Source organism: Pseudomonas sp. PS02303, from assembly GCF_029959925.1.
GTDB classification, from domain to species: domain Bacteria; phylum Pseudomonadota; class Gammaproteobacteria; order Pseudomonadales; family Pseudomonadaceae; genus Aquipseudomonas; species Aquipseudomonas mandelii.
In genome coordinates this window covers 1-18,695 of record NZ_JASCOM010000119.1, presented here as the reverse complement: position 1 = coordinate 18,695, position 18,695 = coordinate 1, and the positions used below count along the sequence as shown (strand labels likewise).

Here is an 18,695-nt window from a genome sequence, read left to right as displayed (position 1 = left end):
GGGCAAGCCTCGCTCCTACAGGTTATGTGTCGATGCGCGAAACCTGTAGGAGCGAGGCTTGCCCGCGAAGGCGGTGTATCAGGTACCACATCAGGTCCCGGGCTAGCCGCAACCGATCATTCGCCGTAGCATCGCACCATTGTTTAGCCGAGGTGCCTATGCTGATTCCCTACGACCAACTTGAAGTCGACACCCTGACCCGCCTGATCGAGGACTTCGTGACCCGCGACGGTACGGACAATGGTGACGACACGCCGCTGGAAACCCGCGTATTGCGTGTTCGCCAGGCATTGACCAAGGGGCAGGCGCTGATCGTTTTTGATCCGGACAGCGAGCAATGCCAGTTGATGCTCAAGCACGATGTGCCCAAGCACCTGTTCGATTGAGGCGCTCAGCGTCTTTTGGTTTTCGCCAGTTTGACCTGGATGCGATCGTAGACCTCGGCCCGATGCACATTGACGTTTTGTGGCGCTTCGACACCGAAACGCACGCTGCCTCCGTTGACGGCGATGATGCGCACTGAAATGTTGTCACCGATGGAAATCATCTCGCCCACAACGCGACTGAGTACAAGCATGGCATTCATCCTTCAGGGTTACCGGCCCTCGAAGATGCCCGGCCCGCAGCCGCTCTTCAATGCAACAGCGGCAAATCAGTCCCGCCCTACAGCGCAGGAAGATGCCCCTTACGGAAACGTCTGACAAATCGTTTGAATGCCGCTTCAGGTAGCAGAGAAACGCGGGCCGAACAGAATCACACTGGCCCCGATCACGCACAGCGCCACGCCCACCCAGTCTGAGCCCAGGGGACGAACTCGCTCGATCACCGCCAGCCAACCGATCGAGGCGACGATGTAAATGCCCCCATAGGCGGCATAGGCGCGACCGGCGTAAGTCGCCTCGACACGGGTCAGCAACAGCGCGAACAACGTCAGGCTGAGCAGCGCCGGCACCACCCACCACATGCTCTTACCTTGGCGCAGCCACATCCAGAAGGCGAAGCAGCCGGCGATTTCGAACAGCGCCGCAAGGAAAAACCACAGGTAATTGAGCATGCATACGTCTCGTAAGGATGACCGGTTGCGGCCACCCTAACGACGGTGTTGCGCACGGGCAAGTTCAGCCTGCGTTTTGTTTGGCCTTGGCGCGCATTTTGTCGGCCATGGTGGTCATTTCGTTGTAAAGCAGTTGCGGGTTCTGCTGCTTGAGTGCCCAGGCCATGCGGCCCTGCTCATGGGGCAGGATCATGAATTCACCGGCGGCGACGTGCTCATAGATGTAATCGGCAATGTCCGTCGCGGTGATCGGCGAACTTTCCAGCAGTTTGCCGACCTGGGCTTTCATGGCCGGAGTCGGGCCACGGAAGGAATCCAGCAGGTTGGTCTGGAAGAACGACGGGCAGACCACGTGCACGCCCACTTCCTGTTGCGCCAATTCGACCAGCAGGCTTTCGGACAGGGCCACTACGCCGGCCTTGGCCACGTTGTAGTTGCTCATGGCCGGGCCTTGCATGAGAGCGGCCATGGACGCGATGTTGATGATTTTGCCTTTGCTTTTTTCCAGCAGCGGCAGGAAGGCCTTGCAGCCCTTGACCACGCCCATCAGGTTGATCGCGATCTGCCAGTCCCAATCTTCCAGGGACAGTTCACTGAAGAACCCGCCCGAGGCCACGCCAGCGTTGTTGACGATGACATCGATGCCGCCAAGTTTCTCTTCGCAGGCCTGGGCGAAAGCGGTCAGTTGACTGTAATCGCGCACATCGCAACGCTGGATAAAACCGTCGCCACCCGCTTCGCGAACCAGCTTCAGGGTTTCCTGCAGACCGGGTTCGCTGACGTCCGACAAGGCCAGCTGCCAGCCTTCACGCGCCCAGCGCAGCGCGATTTCGCGACCCAGGCCTGAGCCCGCGCCAGTGATCATCATGCGATTTTGCATAGCAAACAGCCTTGTTGTTCTGGGGAAGATGCGCTGAGTGTAGCGAAGGACATTGCGCGACCCACGCTCCATCAGATTGCTGAATGGTCCGAGCAAACCGAGGGAGCGCCGGAATCAACTAACACCGCCAAAAACGAAATAAGGCTTTCTTCGAAAAACATTAAAAAAACTTGGAATTTTCCGACGCACGCGACAGTCGGATTTTGTAAGCAGCTCGGGTTTATTGCAGTCCGACTGACAGTTAAAAGCTAGGTCATTCCAGAACACTTCCAACAAGGAAATAGACATGGGCACAATTCTTATCGTAATTCTGATTCTCCTGCTGGTAGGTGGTTTGCCGGTCTTTCCACACTCCAGAAGTTGGGGTTATGGCCCGTCGGGTATCATCGGCGTGGTGTTGGTGGTGCTGTTGATTCTGCTGTTACTTGGCAAGATATAAAGATTTAACAGGCAAAAAAAAAGAGGCCCTCAAAGGGCCTCTTTTTTTTTGCACCGAAAACTTAGTCCGGCTTGCCGTCAACCACACCGGCGGTGTTGTCGATCAGGCTCTTGGTGGCCGTCTGGATGAACGACTCGAGTTTCTGCTTGAGGGCCGCTTCGTCAGCCGACGCCGGGATCAGTTCGCCTTTCGAATTGGCGCCCAGTTCGTACTGATACAACTTGGGCGGCATTTCCTTAGGCAGTACCAACACGCGATCCGCGGTCAGCAACGCTACGGTTTGATCGCTGCCCGATGGCTTGATTACGCCGAAGCCCTTGTCGCCTTCCGGCAGGTTCAGCAAGTCACGCCCCCAGCACTGGTGAATCACGTCGCCACCGATACGCCCCATGATGGTCGGCACGATGTCGATCTGGGTGCCCACGGTGTGGTCAACCTGGCCGAATTTTTCCTGCACGCCCGGCCCGATCAGCAGCATCGGTACGTTGAATCGGCCCAGGTCCATTTCGGTGATCTGCTGCTCGTTGCCGAAACCATGGTCGCCGACCACCACGAACAGGGTTTCCTTGAAGTACGGCTCTTTACGCGCCTGCTCGAAGAACTGACCCAGCGCCCAGTCGGAGTAGCGCATGGCGGTCAAATGTTCGTTGAGGCTGCCACGGTCGGTCACGCGCTCGACCGGCAAAGGCGTCGGCAAGGCGTAAGGCGTGTGGTTGGACAAGGTTTGCAGCAAGGCATAGAACGGTTTTTTGTCCTTGCCGTCGCGGGCCTTCAACTCTTCCAGACCCCGGTTGAACATGTCCTGGTCGGACACGCCCCAGGTCGGGTCGGAGAACACCGGGTTAACGAAGTCGTTACGCCCGATGAAGTTGGTCATGCCCTGGTTGCTGAAGAAGCCCGACTGGTTGTCCCAGGCGAAGTCGCCGTTGTAGACGTACACATCGTCGTAGTCACGGGCGCTGAGCAACTGTGGCAGGCCGGACAGTTTGTGGCTGCCTTCCGGGGTCTGCATCAGGTATTCGAAGCCCGGCAGGTTCGGGAAGCAGGCCATGGTGGCGAACATGCCCTGGTGGGTATGGGTGCCGTTGGAGAAGAAGCGGTCGAACAACAGGCCTTCTTTGGACAGCTTGTCAAAGTACGGCGTGACGTTACCCGGACGACCCAGCGCGCCCACCGAGTGACCGGCGAAGCTTTCCATAAGGATCACAACGACGTTCTTGATCGGCAGGGTCTTGTCAGCGGCCGGAGAGTAGTTACGACGCACGGCAGCGGTTTCGCCATCCACCAGTTTGTCGCTTGGGGTCAGCAACATATCGCGGACGGTCTGCTGAGCCACTGGTTGGTCCAGCGTGGCTTTCCAGATGTTGTCGCGCTCTTCGGACATCCGGCTCTTGGCCGCCGCGATCAGCGACAGGGTGCCGTTGAGGCCCAACTGGTTGGCGAAGTTCGAATCGGTGGTGTAGACGTCACCCCAACGCAGCGGCGGGCCCTGACGCAGGGTGCCACGAGCGGCAACCACGCAGACCAGCAGACAGACCACGAACACGACGCCTCGCGTATACCACGGGGCGATCTGGCGCGCGCCGATGCTGCCGCCACTGAACGGGCCGCGAGGACGGGTCGCACGGTCGGCGCCCTTGAACGCGAGGGTCAGGATCAACGTGCCGAAAGCCCAGGCCAGCAGGTAGCGAACCACAGGAAAACCGTACCAGAGCATGCTCATCACGGTTTTCGGGTCTTCCTTCACGTACTGGAAGACCAGGCCATTGAGGCGCTGGTGGAACTCGCGGTAGAAATCCATCTCCATCAGACCCAGGAACAGCGCGGTGCTCGCTGCGATGGTCAGCCAGAAGCGGAAGAACCCGCGAGCGGCCATGGCCCGGGCGCTGAACAGTGCCAGAATCAGCGGAATGCAGAGGTAGACCACCAGGCGCAGGTCGAAACGCAGACCATTGGCGAACGCCTCGATGAAGGTCGAGGCGGGTGAATCCTGGATCATTTCGCGGTTGTAGACCAGCAGCGCAACGCGCAGCAGGCTGAACATGACCATCATGACCATGGCGCACAGCAGCGTGTAGGCCAGGTGCGATTTGACGGTCGGTTGCAGCAGGCGACTAGAAGCTCGCTGCTGACTCAGGGCGTCCGGGTTTGCCATGTCGTTTTAGGACCCATTGGAAGTTGAAGTTTCAAAAATAAAGCGGCGCCCTGCCCTCTGTTGACCAGTTCTCGGCCCCGGGGCTTGCGCGGTGCGCAAATGTTGCACGATCACCCGCAGCATTGCCATTGATTAGTGCCCGGCAGGCTGACGCGGGCGAATTGTCTTGGAGGCATTGTGAAAATTTTGTGCAACGTATATCCGGAAACAAAATATTCCGGTGGGAGCCGGCCTGTTCGCGATAGCGGTGGATCAGTCGACACCTTTTTCGGATGAGAAACCGCTATCGCGAGCCGGTTCGCTCCCACATGGATTGCGCATAACTGACGATTGCCCAATAAAAAACGCCCCGAGAGGTCGGGGCGCTTCATGAAACAGCGTGCGATTACTTCTCGGCGCGCTCTTTCAGGGCCTTGAGCGTGTTGAATGGCGCATCGACCACGAACTTGTTGGCGACCATCGATGGGATACTGCCGCCTGGCTCGGTGTGCACCTGGTAGGTCACTTCGATCTGGTCACCCTTGGGGACGAACTTCCAGAAACCATCGACCTTGGTGACTCGCACGAAGCCCTTTTCCTCAGGCACGTACTTCGGCACGCCTTCAAGCTTGCGGGTCAGGCTGCCGTCGGCGCCTTCGGTGGTGGTGATATGCAACACCGAATCACGCGGAGTCACCGGCCACGGGGTATTGAACTGGGTGTAGGTCCAGTTCTGATCACCTTCGTGCTTGAGCAGCTTCTGGGTCTTGCAATCGTGAATCCAAGTGCAGGCGCCTGCCACGTCTTCCTGCAGCGCGCGCAATTTGGCCATGGTGGTCTTCATCAGGGTGACGCCCTGGTACGCTTTGTAATCGGAACCGGCCACTTCACTCAGGGACACCTTGATGCCGTCTTCATTCTTGGCGACTTTCCAGTCCTCGGCCTGTGCAGCCGTGGTGGCCAGCACCACCGTCAAACCACACAGCACAGCCATACGATGCAGCGAACCCATAGTCTTATTCCTTATTGTTGAAGTTCCGTTCTCAGGACACATCATGCAGCCGTCATCTGCTCCCACCATCCCAGCAGCTTGATCGCTTCGTCACTGCTGCTTCCGCAGACTTCAACGTCGGCTTCAAACGCCGAACATACGGCAGGACGTTGTGGATCGCCGAAAATGCTGCACAGGTTATCGACAGACAGTTGGATGCAACGTTCGCCAGCGGCTTTGCCATTGGGCATGCCGGGAATCGCTGAACTGATGGAAGGGGCAATGCAACAGGCGCCACAGCCTTCACGGCATTTCATGACGACAAGCTCCTCGCGACGGGTGATGTGTTAATGGACGGGGCACAGAGTAACCGCTAAAACAGCTGTTTTAAATTACCTGGACCGGGGTTTTTACGCTCAAACGAACGTGACTGACCAGTCTCCGACAAAGAGTCTGGGTCGCGGGTCACGAATCAGTGCAGATTTACTGTTTGAACTCGAAATCCAGCGCTGCGCCTTCGACGTCCCGGCGCTCTTCATTGCGCAGTTGCAACTGCATTTCGTTGCTGAGCAGCCGGCCGTTGAGCTGAAATTGACTGTTCTTGTCACCGAACATCTCCGGCAACACGGAGTCGCGTCGCGGCATAGGGACCGTACCGACCGGTTTCAGCTCTTCGACCAAATCTTTAGGCAGGCTCAGGTCCAGATCGGCGGAAGGGAGTTGAGTCTTCGCCACTTCTCGGGCCGATTTAGACTTTGAAGCAATCGGCGGCCGCTTTTTCAGCACAGCCGGTTTCTTTTTGACTGGCGCGACGTTTTTTTTCACCGCAGTAGTTTTCTTCGCGGCAACCGGTTTTTTCGACGTTGTTGCGCTGGCTGCCGGCTTTTCCTGAGTCGAAGCCGCCATGACGCCTTGGACATTAACGGTCAAGAAGAGGCAGATCGATAGGCAGGCGGCAGGAAAAATCGGTTTCATGGAACCAACGACGCTAACGGCAGAGGGCCATATGCTCGCCTGTTGTACGCAACATGACAAGCACGTGTACGAAACGACCGACGCGCTTGTCAGAAACCGCTGGTCGTCTCCTGGCACAGCTGAGTCGCCAACATTCCCAAGGTCATCAATGCGCGCTCGGCTTCACGGTTCCAGGGCGTTCCACAGTTCAAACGGATGCAGTGATTGAACTGCTCGGTGTTACTGAAAATCAGCCCCGGCGCGATACTGATGCCCTGCTGCAACGCACGCACATGCAGTTCCTGAGTGTTGACCCGCCCCGGCAGACTGACCCACAGAATGAAACCGCCTGTTGGCCGGGTCATCTGCGTGCCTTCCGGGAAATACTGCTGCACGGCCAACTGGAAGGCGCTCAGGTTCTTGCGGTATTCCTGACGGATGTAGCGCAAGTGACGGTCGTAACCGCCATTCTCCAGGTACGCGGCGATGCCCATCTGCGTGACGCTGCACGCCGAATGCGTGCTGAACGTTTGCAAACGCTGAATCTCTTGCTGGTATTTGCCGGCAATCATCCAGCCAATCCGCACGCCCGGTGACAGGGTCTTGGAGAAGCTCGAGCAATAAATCACCCGATCCAGCCGATCGTAGGCCTTGAGCGATTTAGTCCGGCCTTGTTCGAACATCAACTCGCCGTAGATGTCGTCTTCAACGATCTGGATATCGAAATCCGAGGCCAGGCGCAGCAGTTGTTTCTGCCGCTCTTCGGGCATGGTACCGCCCAGTGGATTACTCAGACGCGTGGTCAGTACCAGCGCCTTGATCGACCACTGGTTGGCCGCCAATTGCAGGGCTTCGAGGCTCATGCCAGTCGCCGGGTCGCTGGGGATCTCGATGACTTTGAGACCCAGCAAGTCGGCCAATTGCAGCAAACCGTAATAAGTCGGCGATTCGGCGGCGATCAGGTCGCCCGGCCGGGTCAGCACGCGAAGAGACATCTGCAATGCATCGACACAGCCGTGGGTGATCACCACTTCGGACGGATCGACCACCACGCCGGCATCACGCATGCGGATCGCCACCTGCCGGCGCAACGGTTCAAAACCGGGGCTGAACATGTAGCTGAAGGCACGCGGGCTATGGAAACGGGTGACTTTTGCCAATTGCTGGTGCAAGGCGCGGACCGGCAGATAATCGACGCTCGGCACCGCTGCGCCCAAGGGAAAAACACCCTCGCGGCGAGATTCGACCAGCACTTGCTGAATGATGCTGCTACGGGTGACCAGGCCGGGCCGCTCGACCCGGGCGATGTCCGGCGTGGGCGCCGTCAGGGCCGGCGTCTGGTGCACGTAGTAACCCGACTGCGGCCGGGCGCGGATCAGCCCTTGATCCTCGAGATTGGCGTAAGCCTGCAAAACAGTCGCATGGCTGACGTTGAGCTGCGAGCTCATCTTGCGCACCGAAGGCACGCGTTCCCCCGGTTGATAGACACCACGACGGATATCTTCGGCCAGTTGCTGAGCAATACGTTGGTAGAGCAAGAGATTGGTCATGACGCAGCACTCGATTTCACGGGCATTTTATTCTTGTGTGAAACAATACCGGAACAGTTTAGAAGTGTACTGGGACAGTTGCCACAATAGTCGACCGTACAGTGCAGTGTCAGCAAAAACTGTACTGTTTTGAGAGCCAATTGGCAGGCGCAAAAAAACCCGGCGCTGTCAGGCAGGCCGGGTTTTCCAGTAACGCAGCCCTTAGCGGGCGGCGCCGAGCTGGCCTTTTTCGTCGGAGAACACAATTTCCACCCGACGGTTCTGTGCACGACCACGCTCGGAAGCATTCACGTCCACCGGGTATTCATCGCCGTAGCCTTCGACTTTGATACGTTTGTCGTCGATACCCAGGTCCATCAGCACGTTCGCCACCGATTGCGCACGGTCACGGGACAACTTGAGGTTGTCCTGCTTGCCGCCTGTGCTGTCGGTGTAGCCCTCGATACGGACCACGCGCTTGGGATTGAGCTGCAGGAACTGCACGATCTTCAGGACCACGCGGTTCGCCGAATTCTTCAACTCCGCTTCGCCGGTGTCGAACAGCACGTCGCCCAGGGTCATCACCAGGCCACGGTCGGTCTGGGTGGTTGCCAGGGCGACAATCTGTTCTTCGAGCCACTTGCCTTGCTGCTGCACGCTGAGCAATTTGGACTCGCGCAAGGCCAGTTGCAGGCGCTGACGTTCCAGTTCGAGCTTCGCCGCGCGCTCTTCGTTGAGCACCTGATTGGTGTGCTCACGGGCAATTTCGCTGTAGCGCTGGCTCAGGTAGGCGTAATGCACCACATCCGAGCCGCTGCCCCAGTAACTGGAAAGACGATCAGCACGGGCCAGGGATTCACCGGCACGAATCACGTCCTTGGGCGCGATTCGCAGCACGTTGGAGTCTTCCTTGACCTTCTGGAAGTCAGTCCCGGCCTGCTGCAATGCAGTTTCGCTGTGTTGGCCGGCGCAGCCGTAAAGGCTTGCACAACCTGCGAGGATCAATCCGCCGAGTGCTTTGGACTTGAGGCTCATTGGGCATCTCCCAGCTGCTTGCGCAGGCGAGTGATGCGGGTATTGAGCACATTCAACTGCTCCTCACTCTTGAGGGTCAGCACCTTGGCTTCAGCCAGACGCGCGTCCAGTTCAGCCTGCTCGGCCCGCATGCGCGCATGCCTGTAGGACTGATCCGTCATGTCGCCTTGGGCACGGGAAAACTTGTCTTCGGCCAATTTGAGTTCCGGCACGTCGGCGGCGATGGCGCCTACGGCTTTGGCTTGTTCAAGCGCCTGTTCGGTCAAGCGTATTTGTTCATTCGGCGCCGGATCGGCTGCACAACCCGCCAGAGCCAGAACGGCCAGGGCAGCGAAAAGAGGTCGAATACTCACTAAAAATCCCTACTGTTTTGGGGTACTGACGGGTTGCTGTTGCTGCGCTGTCCAACGCTCGATATTGCGTTGCAGCACGCTTTCCGTCAGTCCGGACGCGGGCAATTCTGTCATCTTTTTGGCCAGCTGTCCGCGCAACCACGGATCGTTGCAGGCGGAGTTATGGGAAACCGCGAGGAACAGGCCAGGTTTGTCGACCGGTTGGGGAAGAGCGATCAGGTCGTTGGCCATGCTCAGCGATTGCGCGGCGGCCATGCCCGAGTAGCGTCCGGCGAGGACAAACTCCACCTCGCCCAGCAGCAGTTTCTGAAAGGCCTGGGTCAGGTTCGGGGTACGCACGAGGGTCAATTGCTGGTCGGCGAAAGTGCCGAATGCCTGGGTCATTCGAGACTTTTCCGACACGGCACCCGGATGGCCGTGAAGGTCTTGCGCCTGGTTATAGACCAATGCCGAGTTTTTTCGGGTCCAGACCAGATAGTCGTTTTCCAGCAACGGCGGATGGATGTAATCCAGGGTGTCCAGCTCGCTGACGGTCAACGGCGCGTCGGCCAGCATGTCCATGCGTCCGCTGCGCACTTCGTCCAGGGCCTGGGCGCGCTTGCCGGCGTAAAGCAGTTCGACTTTGATGCCCAACTCCCCTGCCACGTGTTGCAACAGGTCTGCGCTGGCGCCGATCAGGTGCTTGGGGTTTTGCGGGTCTTGCCACAAGTACGGCGGCGCGTCCGGGCTTCCGGTCACCACCAGGCGTTCGCACTTGCCTGCCGCCACGGCTAGCGCCGGCAGCACCGTCAGCCCCAGCAGTAATGACCAGCCACCCACGCGACGCAAATCCATGGCAACACTCTCCACTCAAATCCGGAACAAAAAAAAGCCCGACCAAAAGGTCGGGCTCTTTATAAGTCAAGCGACTGGATTAGACCAGCTTCTCGAACTCGGGGATGGCTTCGAACAGGTCAGCCACCAGGCCATAATCGGCCACCTGGAAGATCGGCGCTTCTTCGTCCTTGTTGATCGCAACGATCACTTTGGAGTCTTTCATGCCGGCCAGGTGCTGGATCGCGCCGGAGATACCGACGGCGATGTACAGCTGTGGAGCAACGATCTTGCCGGTCTGACCGACCTGCATGTCGTTGGGTACAAAACCTGCGTCGACCGCGGCGCGGGAAGCACCCACGGCAGCGCCCAGCTTGTCGGCCAGGGCGTACAGGTGTTTGAAGTTGTCGCCATTCTGCATGCCGCGGCCGCCGGAAACGACGATCTTGGCAGCGGTCAGTTCCGGACGATCGGACTTGGCCAGTTCTTCGCCAACGAAGCTGGAAGTGCCAGCATCATGGGCAGCAGCAACGGCTTCAACCGACGCCGAACCACCTTCAGCAGCCACAGGGTCGAAACCGGTGGCACGCACGGTGATCACTTTCACTGCAGCGTTCGACTGAACGGTCGCGATGGCGTTACCGGCGTAGATCGGGCGCTTGAACGTGTCAGCGCTTTCGACCGAGATGATCTCGGAGATCTGGTCAACGTCCAGCTGAGCGGCAACGCGCGGCAGGATGTTTTTGCCGTTGGAAGTGGCGGCAGCCAGGATATGGCTGTAACCAGCGCCCAGCTCGGCTACCAGCGGCGCGACGTTTTCCGGCAATTGATGAGCGTAGGCGGCGTTGTCGGCCACCAGCACTTTCGCCACGCCAGCGATTTTCGCAGCGGCCTCAGCCACGGCGCCAACGCCCTGGCCGGCAACCAGAACGTGGATGTCACCGCCGATTTTGGCAGCGGCAGCCACAGTATTCAGCGTGGCCGGGGCCACTACTTTGTTGTCGTGTTCAGCAATAACCAAGATAGTCATTTAGATTACCTTCGCTTCGTTTTTCAGTTTCTCGACCAGTTCAGCCACCGACTTGACCTTGATACCCGCGCTGCGTGCAGCTGGCGCTTCGACTTTCACGGTCTTGTTGGTGGAGGCGGTGGAAACGCCCAAAGCGTCCGGAGTCAGCACTTCGAGAGGCTTCTTCTTGGCTTTCATGATGTTCGGCAGGGACGCGTAGCGCGGCTCGTTCAAACGCAGGTCGGTGGTGACGATGGCCGGCAGTTTCAGGGAAACCGTCTGCGCGCCGCCGTCGATTTCGCGGGTCACGGCAACGGTGTCGCCGGACACTTCGACTTTCGAAGCGAAGGTGCCCTGACCGTAGCCGCTCAATGCAGCGAGCATCTGGCCAGTCTGGTTGTTGTCGCTGTCGATGGCTTGTTTGCCAAGGATCACCAGCTGAGGCTGTTCCTTGTCGACAACAGCCTTGAGCAGCTTGGCAACGGCCAGGGAAGTCAGATCTTCAGCGGATTCGACGAGGATGGCGCGGTCAGCACCCAGAGCCAGCGCTGTGCGCAGTTGCTCTTGAGCGGTGGTCGGGCCGATGGAGACGACGACGATTTCAGTCGCAACGCCTTTCTCTTTCAGGCGCACGGCTTCTTCCACTGCGATTTCGCAGAACGGGTTCATCGACATCTTGACGTTGGCGAGGTCGACGCCGGAATTGTCCGCCTTGACGCGAACCTTGACGTTGTAATCCACAACGCGTTTGACAGCTACAAGAACCTTCATGGATTCCTCGTTACTCTCCGGTGAAAAGAAAGTCGCCTAGGCGAACCTGGCGGTTTGATGCTCATCGGCGCAAGGGCACCTCTAAAAACGCTGGCAGGTGTATCGAGTGAACCTTGCTCACGAGGCGTGATGACCGTTCGTCAGTGGTGACCGACGAGTCATTCATTATCGCGGCGTGTAAACTGCGCACCAAAACTGCACTGCGCATCACCCTGTACTGCCATCGCCCTGTCTTTAGAGGTGCTCTTGAACCCAACAGTCAGCCTACGGCGAGCGCAAAACCGACCGTATCTTGACCGGAACGCCTATTCCGGTCAATACGGCAAAATAGCCGTTCATAAGCCGCGTGACTTTGATTTCTCTGGCTTTGAGCCAATTCAAACAAACGTTTGTATTGGACGCTAGGAGTGGTGTAGATATAATGCGCCACCCAGAGAGAAAGATGGTCAATCGATTGTCCTGTTCCGCGCATTGCGCAGGAATTCATGGATGCGACACCAAACCTCCAATTAGAAAAAAAACTGTTGAGCCTTGAGTAGGAGATAACCTGTGGAACGCGAATACATGGAATTCGACGTGGTCATCGTCGGTGCCGGCCCCGCGGGTCTTTCCGCCGCCTGCCGCTTGAAGCAGAAGGCTGCTGAAGCCGGTAAGGAAATCAGCGTCTGCGTGGTCGAAAAAGGCTCCGAAGTCGGCGCACACATCCTGTCCGGCGCGATCTTCGAACCCCGCGCCCTGAACGAATTGTTCCCGGACTGGAAGGAGCTCGGCGCCCCGCTGAACACACCAGTGACCCGCGATGACATCTTCGTTCTGAAAAACGCCGACAGCGCGCAAAAAATTCCTGACTTCTTTGTGCCCAAGACCATGCACAACGATGGCAACTACATCATCTCCCTAGGCAACCTGTGCCGCTGGCTGGCCCAGCAGGCCGAGAACCTGGGCGTAGAAATCTACCCAGGCTTCGCCGCTCAGGAAGCGCTGTTCGACGAGAACGGCGTGGTTCGCGGGATCATCACCGGTGATCTGGGCGTTGACCGCGAAGGCCAACCGAAGGAAGGTCTGTACACCCCTGGCATGGAACTGCGCGGCAAGTACACGCTGTTCGCCGAAGGTTGCCGTGGCCACATCGGCAAGCAGCTGATCAAACGCTTCAACCTCGACAGCGAAGCCGACGCCCAGCATTACGGCATCGGCCTGAAAGAAATCTGGGAAGTCGATCCGGCCAAGCATCAACCAGGCCTGGTGGTCCATACCGCCGGTTGGCCGATGGACATCATGGGCACCGAGAACACCGGTGGCTCGTTCCTCTACCACCTGGAAAACAACCAGGTGGTCGTCGGTCTGATCGTCGATCTCTCCTACAGCAACACTTACCTGTCGCCGTTCGACGAGTTCCAGCGCCTCAAGCATCACCCGGTGCTCAAGCAGTACCTGGAAGGCGGCAAGCGCATCAGCTACGGCGCTCGTGCCATCTGCAAAGGTGGCCTGAACTCGCTGCCGAAGATGGTATTCAAGGGCGGCGCACTGATCGGTTGCGACCTGGGCACCCTGAACTTCGCCAAGATCAAAGGCAGCCACACCGCCATGAAATCCGGCATGCTCGCCGCTGAGTCCGTGGCCGAGGCGCTGTTCGCTGAAAAAGACGGCACCGAAGAGTTGACCACTTACGTCGACGCCTTCAAGAAGAGCTGGCTCTACGACGAACTGTTCGCCAGCCGCAACTTCGGCCCGGCGATCCACAAGTTCGGCGCCATCGTTGGCGGCGGCTTCAACTGGCTCGACCAGAACATCTTCGGCGGCAAACTGCCGTTCACCTTGCACGACACCAAACCTGATTACGCTTGCCTGAAGCTGGCGGCCGACTGCAAGAAGATCGACTACCCGAAACCGGACGGCAAGATCAGCTTCGACAAACTCAGCTCGGTGTTCATCTCCGGTACCAACCACGAAGAAGAGCAGCCGTGCCACCTGAAGCTGACCGATCCGAGCATTCCGATCGCCAAGAACCTGCCGCTGTACGATGAGCCTGCCCAGCGTTACTGCCCGGCCGGCGTGTACGAAGTGGTGACCAAGGAAGACGGCGAGAAGCGCTTCCAGATCAACGCCCAGAACTGCGTTCACTGCAAGACCTGCGACATCAAGGACCCTGCACAGAACATCACGTGGGTGGCGCCGGAAGGTGCTGGCGGCCCGACTTACCCGAACATGTAAGCCGAACGCCTGAACATCAAGGCTCCCGGAATGGGGGCCTTTTTGTTGCCCGCCATTTCACCGACACCACAAATCCCCCTGTAGGAGAAACCATTACCCACTCAGGCAGCGCGCTCATCCCCCGGATTACGCTCAAAGTAGCGCTTGTACTCACGACTGAACTGCGACGTGCTTTGATACCCGACCCGATGCGCCACCTGCGCCACGCCCAAACCCTCGGCGAGCAACAACTGCTGCGCCTTGAGCAAGCGCAAGCGCTTCAAATACTGCACCGGCGACAACAACGTGCTGCGCTTGAAATGCTCATGGAAGGTCGACGCGCTCATGTTCGCGCAACTGGCCAGGGTTTCCACATTCAACGGCTCGGTGAAATGCCCGTGCAGATGGTTGAGCGAGGCTGCAATCCGGGCGAACTGCCCTTGCTGCTCCACCAGCGCACGCAACACATCGGCTTGCGGACCGCGTAACGCGACGAACAACAATTCCCGCAACCGCGCCGGCCCCATGACCTGGCATTCCAGCGGATCGTGCAGGCAACGCAACAGCCGCTCCACGCAACCACGCATCGCATCGTCGAGCACCGCCGACGTCATGGACTCCAGTGTTTGCGCAGGAACCGTGCGCCCCGGCACCAGGCCCATGGCCAACACCAACTCACCGAGCAACACTCGGTCGATGGCGATGGACACCCCGAGCATCGGCCCATCCGGCGCCGAAAACGTTTCGCACTCAAACGGCACCGGCAATGCCTGAATCAGGTAGTGCCCGGCGCCGTACTCCAACGTGCGCGGCCCCAAATACGCCAGTTTGCTGCCTTGGGCGATGATCACCAGGCTCGGCTCGTAGATCTGCGGACCACGGGCCACATCGCGACTGGCCCGTAAAACCTGGACGCCCGGCAACGCCGTAGGAGCGAAACCATCGCGAGTGGTCAGGGGCTCGATCAGCGAAACCAGCGTGGCATTCGCATCAAGATGACGGGTTAACAACATGAGAAATCTTCACAAAAAAGTCGCGGAAAAAGGGATGAAAGCATCATCGCAGGTCTGATCGCCCATTTGATCAAACGAACGCTGATGCCGGAGGAATAGGCATGACACCCGGAGGAATCGCCATGGCCCGTGGCAGGCACGGCGCCCAAAATGCGCCGCCTCACTTGTCATTGCTTTTGCGAGGTTCACCATGTACACCGCCATCGGATACGCCGCCCAGTCGGCTACCACTCCCCTCGCCCCCGTGAAATTCGAACGCCGCAGCCCAAGGGCCGACGATGTGGCAATCGATATTCTCTACTGCGGCGTCTGCCATTCCGACATCCATCAGGCCCGCAACGAGTGGGGCATTGCCGTTTACCCGTTGATGCCCGGCCACGAGATCGTAGGCAAAGTGACAGCGATAGGTGCGAACGTCACCCAACATAAAGTCGGCGATCTGGTCGGTGTCGGTTGCATGGTCGATTCTTGCCGCAGCTGCGAAGCCTGCCGGTCCAACCTCGAGCAATACTGCCTCGAAGGTCCGACCATGACCTACGCCACCCCGGACCGGGTCGATGGCAGCAACACCATGGGCGGCTACTCCGACAGCATCGTGGTCAGCGAGCATTTCGTTGTGCGCATCCCCGAGAAACTCGACCTGGCCAGTGCCGCGCCGATCCTCTGTGCCGGCATCACCACTTACTCGCCGCTAAAGCACTACGGCGTGAAGGCCGGCGACAAGGTCGGGATTCTCGGCATGGGCGGCCTCGGCCACATGGGCATCAAGTTCGCCAAGGCGATGGGCGCGGAAGTCACGCTGTTCACCCGCTCGGCGAGCAAGGCTGAAGAAGGTCGTCGTCAAGGAGCGGACCACGTGATCGTGTCCACCGATGCCGAACAGATGAAGGCCGCCGCAGGACATTTCGACTTCCTGCTGGACACCATTCCGGTGCAGCACGACCTCAATCCCTACCTCGATACGCTTCGTTTCGACGGCGTGCACATTATGGTGGGGTTGATCGAACCGGTCGATCCACCGGTCCACGCCGGCAAACTGGTGATGAGCCGTCGCGTGTTGGCCGGCTCGCTGATCGGCGGCATTGCCGAAACCCAGGAAGTGCTGGATTTCTGCGCCGAGCACAACATCACCTGCGACATCGAAATGCTCGACATCCGCCAGATCAACGAGGCTTACGCCCGCATGATCGCCGGTGACGTGAAGTACCGCTTCGTCATCGACATGGCGACGTTGAAGGTCTAAACCTTCGCGCCGAGTTCTGCCGAGAGCCGGGCCGTGACCCCTTTGATCAGGGGAATCAGCTCGGCCATTTTTTCCAGCGGCATGTACGGCACGGTGCTGGCGATGCTGATGGCGGCGACGATGCGTTTACTGGCATCACGGATCGGCGCCGCCACACAGCGAATCGACGGTTCGTTATCTTCCAGATCGAAGGCATAACCGCCGGCCACGTATTCGACCATGCGCTGCTGAAACTGCTCCCAGGACTGCTCCGGGTGCAGCGGCCAGAACAGATTTTTCCCACCCGCCGGCAGGCTGACTTCGTACAGCCGTTGCCATTCTTCCTGCGAGTCATCCAGCATCAAGGCCTTGCCGATCCCGGTGCGCGCCAACGGCATGCGATGGCCGACCCGCGAGCGCATTTCCGGGCCATTGCGCCCCGGATTCTTGTGCAGATACAGCACCTCGTCGCCTTCACGAATCGCCAGGTGAATGGTGTCGCCGGTCAACGCCGACAACTCGTCCAGATACGGCCCGGCCAGAGTCACCAGCGGCAACTCTTCACGCGCCTGGAAACCCAGCTCGATCAGCTTCGGCCCCAGCAGGTAACCGACTTGCGGCACCACTCGCAGGTAACGCTCGTCCACCAGGCAACTGGCCAGACGATGGGTGGTGCTGCGCGTCGTACCGATCAGCCGGGCGATTTCCTTGAGATCGCGGGCGCCGCTGGCCACGGCCTGAACCACACCCAGGCCACGAAGCAGTGTCTGAGTGCCGGTCGGCGCGGCGTCCTTGGCGATTTTTGGGGCGTCTTCCTGCATATCCAGCCTTTACCGTTGAGCGAGTGAACGGGCGGCATTATGGTCGCCCGATGGCTGCCACTACAACTTGATACGCTCGACCTTGCCGACCAGCAGGATGTAGGAAAGCGCGCCAATCAATGCAAGAACCGAGATGTAGGTGATCGCCGGGGCGAACGAATCACCGGTCGCCAGGAAACCGATGACAATCGGCGTGGTAATCGCCGACAGGTTGCCGATGAAGTTGAACACCCCGCCGGTCAATCCGAGCAACCGCGCCGGAGCGAGCGTTGATACCAGCGACCAGGTGATCGAAGCCAGCCCGTTACCGAAGAACGCTAACGCGAGGAAGGCAATCACCAGCGGTGTCGATTCAACAAAGTTGGCGCCGATGATCGAGGTGGAAATCAGCAAGCCGCCAATGATCGGCAACTTGCGCGCGAAGCCCACGGTGTAGCCGCGACGGATCAGGAAGTCGGAGAAGAACCCGGAACACAGCACGCCGATAAAGGCGGCGAGAAACGGTAGCGACGCCAACAGGCCGGACTTGATGAAGTCCATGCCACGGTATTTCACCAGGTAGGTCGGGAACCACGTCAGAAAAAACCACAGCGTCGAGTTGAGGCAGAACTGACCGAGGTAGATGCCCCACAACTTGCGTTTAGTCAGAACGATGCCGAGGTCGGTCCAGCTGAATTTCGCCTTGACCTTGGCTTGCTCGGCCTGGATATCCACCAGCCCGCCACCTTCGCGGATCAGCTCGATTTCGGCGTCGTTGGCACCTTTGAAGTCCCGTGGCTCGCGATACACCGCGTACCAGATCACCGCCCAGAGAATACCGACCGCACCGGTGCTGACAAACACCATGTGCCAGCCAAACTCATGCTGCAGCCAGGCGAGTACCGGCGTCAGGAACGCCAATCCCACGAACTGTCCGGAGGTATAGAAACCGATGGCCGTGGCGCGTTCGCGTTCGGGGAACCAGGTGGTCACCACCCGACTGTTGATCGGATACGCCGGCGCTTCCAGGGCACCGACTGCCATGCGCAACACGAACAGTGCGATGAAGCTGGCGGCGAAGCCGAGCATGACGGTGGCGATTGACCATAGCAGCAACGCAACGCTGTAAAGGATGCGCGGCGGCACCCGATCCACCAGCCATCCGCCGGGGATTTGCATAGCGGCGTAAGTCCAGCCGAAGGCCGAGAAAATCAGCCCGACGTGGATCGGGTCGATGCCCAGTTCGCTGGTCAGCGCGGGGGCGGCGATAGACAGGTTGCTGCGGTCGAGGTAGTTGATGACCACGGTGATGAACAGCAGCACCATGATGAAAAAACGCTTGCGGCTGGGCGCCACCAACGACGCCTGCCCGGTAAGGGTTTGCGGTTGCATGGGGAATGCCTCTTCTTATGTTTATTGAGGTCGTGATCGTTCCCACGCTCGCGTGGGAATACAGCCAGGGACGCAGAGCGCCCGGTGAGGCATTCCCACGCAGAGCGTGGGAA

General features: G+C 59.0%; 20 protein-coding genes. 4 read left to right on the top strand and 16 right to left on the bottom strand.

Annotated features, from left to right (window positions below; all coding sequences use genetic code 11):
* Positions 1-158 precede the first annotated feature (158 nt).
* Positions 159-386 (top strand): YheU family protein, encoded by a 228-nt coding sequence (locus tag QMX98_RS22050; protein WP_010461751.1) that lies wholly within the window; start codon positions 159-161, stop codon positions 384-386.
* Between the two features lie 5 nt (positions 387-391).
* Here the strand turns inward: QMX98_RS22050 and csrA are convergent, their stop codons facing one another.
* The 3 genes from csrA to QMX98_RS22035 form a co-directional block, all read right to left on the bottom strand.
* Positions 392-577 (bottom strand): carbon storage regulator CsrA, encoded by a 186-nt coding sequence (csrA, locus tag QMX98_RS22045; protein ID WP_010461752.1) that lies wholly within the window; start codon positions 575-577, stop codon positions 392-394.
* Positions 578-721: 144 nt separating this feature from the next.
* Positions 722-1,054: a YnfA family protein gene (locus tag QMX98_RS22040; protein WP_010461754.1), complete on the bottom strand. Its 333-nt coding sequence runs from the start codon at positions 1,052-1,054 to the stop codon at positions 722-724.
* A 64-nt stretch (positions 1,055-1,118) separates the two neighbouring features.
* The gene (locus QMX98_RS22035) at positions 1,119-1,934 is read right to left on the bottom strand and encodes an SDR family oxidoreductase (RefSeq protein ID WP_282411370.1); all 816 of its coding nucleotides are present in this window, start codon (positions 1,932-1,934) and stop codon (positions 1,119-1,121) included.
* 280 nt (positions 1,935-2,214) lie between these two features.
* Here QMX98_RS22035 and QMX98_RS22030 point away from each other — a divergent pair, with 280 nt between their 5' ends.
* Complete coding sequence (locus tag QMX98_RS22030; protein ID WP_169858239.1) at positions 2,215-2,373, top strand: DUF3309 family protein; 159 nt, start codon at positions 2,215-2,217, stop codon at positions 2,371-2,373.
* 61 nt (positions 2,374-2,434) lie between these two features.
* On the opposite strand, the gene QMX98_RS22025 is transcribed toward QMX98_RS22030, so the two are convergent.
* The 10 genes from QMX98_RS22025 to QMX98_RS21980 form a co-directional block, all read right to left on the bottom strand.
* A complete protein-coding gene (locus QMX98_RS22025) occupies positions 2,435-4,528 on the bottom strand; it encodes an LTA synthase family protein (protein WP_010461762.1) in 2,094 nt (697 codons plus the stop codon).
* A gap of 385 nt (positions 4,529-4,913) precedes the next feature.
* Positions 4,914-5,519: an START domain-containing protein gene (locus QMX98_RS22020; protein ID WP_102594669.1), complete on the bottom strand. Its 606-nt coding sequence runs from the start codon at positions 5,517-5,519 to the stop codon at positions 4,914-4,916.
* 41 nt (positions 5,520-5,560) lie between these two features.
* Complete coding sequence (locus QMX98_RS22015; protein WP_282411369.1) at positions 5,561-5,815, bottom strand: YkgJ family cysteine cluster protein; 255 nt, start codon at positions 5,813-5,815, stop codon at positions 5,561-5,563.
* 166 nt (positions 5,816-5,981) lie between these two features.
* Positions 5,982-6,473: a translation initiation factor 2 gene (locus QMX98_RS22010; RefSeq protein ID WP_282411371.1), complete on the bottom strand. Its 492-nt coding sequence runs from the start codon at positions 6,471-6,473 to the stop codon at positions 5,982-5,984.
* Between the two features lie 89 nt (positions 6,474-6,562).
* Entirely contained in the window at positions 6,563-8,002 is a 1,440-nt protein-coding gene (locus tag QMX98_RS22005) for a PLP-dependent aminotransferase family protein (protein ID WP_010461766.1), read from the bottom strand.
* 201 nt (positions 8,003-8,203) lie between these two features.
* Positions 8,204-9,016, bottom strand: coding sequence for an OmpA family protein (locus tag QMX98_RS22000; RefSeq protein ID WP_077747974.1), 813 nt, complete (start codon positions 9,014-9,016; stop codon positions 8,204-8,206).
* On the bottom strand, positions 9,013-9,369 hold the full coding sequence (locus QMX98_RS21995) for a DUF4398 domain-containing protein (protein WP_102594671.1): 357 nt from the start codon (positions 9,367-9,369) through the stop codon (positions 9,013-9,015). Before QMX98_RS21995 ends, QMX98_RS22000 begins: the two co-directional genes overlap by 4 nt.
* A gap of 9 nt (positions 9,370-9,378) precedes the next feature.
* The gene (locus QMX98_RS21990; RefSeq protein WP_010461772.1) at positions 9,379-10,203 is read right to left on the bottom strand and encodes a transporter substrate-binding domain-containing protein; all 825 of its coding nucleotides are present in this window, start codon (positions 10,201-10,203) and stop codon (positions 9,379-9,381) included.
* Between the two features lie 79 nt (positions 10,204-10,282).
* Positions 10,283-11,212: an FAD-binding protein gene (locus QMX98_RS21985; protein ID WP_010461774.1), complete on the bottom strand. Its 930-nt coding sequence runs from the start codon at positions 11,210-11,212 to the stop codon at positions 10,283-10,285.
* Positions 11,213-11,962, bottom strand: a complete 750-nt coding sequence (locus QMX98_RS21980; protein WP_010461775.1) for an electron transfer flavoprotein subunit beta/FixA family protein — start codon at positions 11,960-11,962, stop codon at positions 11,213-11,215. It lies immediately after the preceding gene.
* 549 nt (positions 11,963-12,511) lie between these two features.
* Here QMX98_RS21980 and QMX98_RS21975 point away from each other — a divergent pair.
* Positions 12,512-14,176: an electron transfer flavoprotein-ubiquinone oxidoreductase gene (locus QMX98_RS21975; RefSeq protein WP_010461777.1), complete on the top strand. Its 1,665-nt coding sequence runs from the start codon at positions 12,512-12,514 to the stop codon at positions 14,174-14,176.
* A 101-nt stretch (positions 14,177-14,277) separates the two neighbouring features.
* On the opposite strand, the gene QMX98_RS21970 is transcribed toward QMX98_RS21975, so the two are convergent.
* Positions 14,278-15,168 (bottom strand): AraC family transcriptional regulator, encoded by an 891-nt coding sequence (locus QMX98_RS21970; protein WP_010461779.1) that lies wholly within the window; start codon positions 15,166-15,168, stop codon positions 14,278-14,280.
* 190 nt (positions 15,169-15,358) lie between these two features.
* On the opposite strand from QMX98_RS21970, the gene QMX98_RS21965 reads away from it, so the two are divergent.
* Positions 15,359-16,411, top strand: coding sequence for an NAD(P)-dependent alcohol dehydrogenase (locus tag QMX98_RS21965; protein ID WP_145308719.1), 1,053 nt, complete (start codon positions 15,359-15,361; stop codon positions 16,409-16,411).
* Here QMX98_RS21965 and QMX98_RS21960 read toward each other — a convergent pair.
* Entirely contained in the window at positions 16,408-17,211 is an 804-nt protein-coding gene (locus tag QMX98_RS21960) for an IclR family transcriptional regulator (protein WP_010461783.1), read from the bottom strand. The two genes, QMX98_RS21965 and QMX98_RS21960, sit on opposite strands and share 4 nt — an antisense overlap.
* A gap of 60 nt (positions 17,212-17,271) precedes the next feature.
* Complete coding sequence (locus QMX98_RS21955; protein WP_010461785.1) at positions 17,272-18,582, bottom strand: MFS transporter; 1,311 nt, start codon at positions 18,580-18,582, stop codon at positions 17,272-17,274.
* Positions 18,583-18,695 lie beyond the last annotated feature (113 nt).

What these genes read in the sequence shown, in the direction of transcription:
- QMX98_RS22050 (WP_010461751.1), top strand. Translation starts at nt 159, where the DNA reads ATGCTGATTCCCTACGACCAACTTGAAGTCGACACCCTGACCCGCCTG.
- csrA (WP_010461752.1), bottom strand. Translation starts at nt 577, where the DNA reads ATGCTTGTACTCAGTCGCGTTGTGGGCGAGATGATTTCCATCGGTGAC.
- QMX98_RS22040 (WP_010461754.1), bottom strand. Translation starts at nt 1,054, where the DNA reads ATGCTCAATTACCTGTGGTTTTTCCTTGCGGCGCTGTTCGAAATCGCC.
- QMX98_RS22035 (WP_282411370.1), bottom strand. Translation starts at nt 1,934, where the DNA reads ATGCAAAATCGCATGATGATCACTGGCGCGGGCTCAGGCCTGGGTCGC.
- QMX98_RS22025 (WP_010461762.1), bottom strand. Translation starts at nt 4,528, where the DNA reads ATGGCAAACCCGGACGCCCTGAGTCAGCAGCGAGCTTCTAGTCGCCTG.
- QMX98_RS22020 (WP_102594669.1), bottom strand. Translation starts at nt 5,519, where the DNA reads ATGGGTTCGCTGCATCGTATGGCTGTGCTGTGTGGTTTGACGGTGGTG.
- QMX98_RS22015 (WP_282411369.1), bottom strand. Translation starts at nt 5,815, where the DNA reads ATGAAATGCCGTGAAGGCTGTGGCGCCTGTTGCATTGCCCCTTCCATC.
- QMX98_RS22010 (WP_282411371.1), bottom strand. Translation starts at nt 6,473, where the DNA reads ATGAAACCGATTTTTCCTGCCGCCTGCCTATCGATCTGCCTCTTCTTG.
- QMX98_RS22005 (WP_010461766.1), bottom strand. Translation starts at nt 8,002, where the DNA reads ATGACCAATCTCTTGCTCTACCAACGTATTGCTCAGCAACTGGCCGAA.
- QMX98_RS22000 (WP_077747974.1), bottom strand. Translation starts at nt 9,016, where the DNA reads ATGAGCCTCAAGTCCAAAGCACTCGGCGGATTGATCCTCGCAGGTTGT.
- QMX98_RS21990 (WP_010461772.1), bottom strand. Translation starts at nt 10,203, where the DNA reads ATGGATTTGCGTCGCGTGGGTGGCTGGTCATTACTGCTGGGGCTGACG.
- QMX98_RS21985 (WP_010461774.1), bottom strand. Translation starts at nt 11,212, where the DNA reads ATGACTATCTTGGTTATTGCTGAACACGACAACAAAGTAGTGGCCCCG.
- QMX98_RS21980 (WP_010461775.1), bottom strand. Translation starts at nt 11,962, where the DNA reads ATGAAGGTTCTTGTAGCTGTCAAACGCGTTGTGGATTACAACGTCAAG.
- QMX98_RS21970 (WP_010461779.1), bottom strand. Translation starts at nt 15,168, where the DNA reads ATGTTGTTAACCCGTCATCTTGATGCGAATGCCACGCTGGTTTCGCTG.
- QMX98_RS21965 (WP_145308719.1), top strand. Translation starts at nt 15,359, where the DNA reads ATGTACACCGCCATCGGATACGCCGCCCAGTCGGCTACCACTCCCCTC.
- QMX98_RS21960 (WP_010461783.1), bottom strand. Translation starts at nt 17,211, where the DNA reads ATGCAGGAAGACGCCCCAAAAATCGCCAAGGACGCCGCGCCGACCGGC.
- QMX98_RS21955 (WP_010461785.1), bottom strand. Translation starts at nt 18,582, where the DNA reads ATGCAACCGCAAACCCTTACCGGGCAGGCGTCGTTGGTGGCGCCCAGC.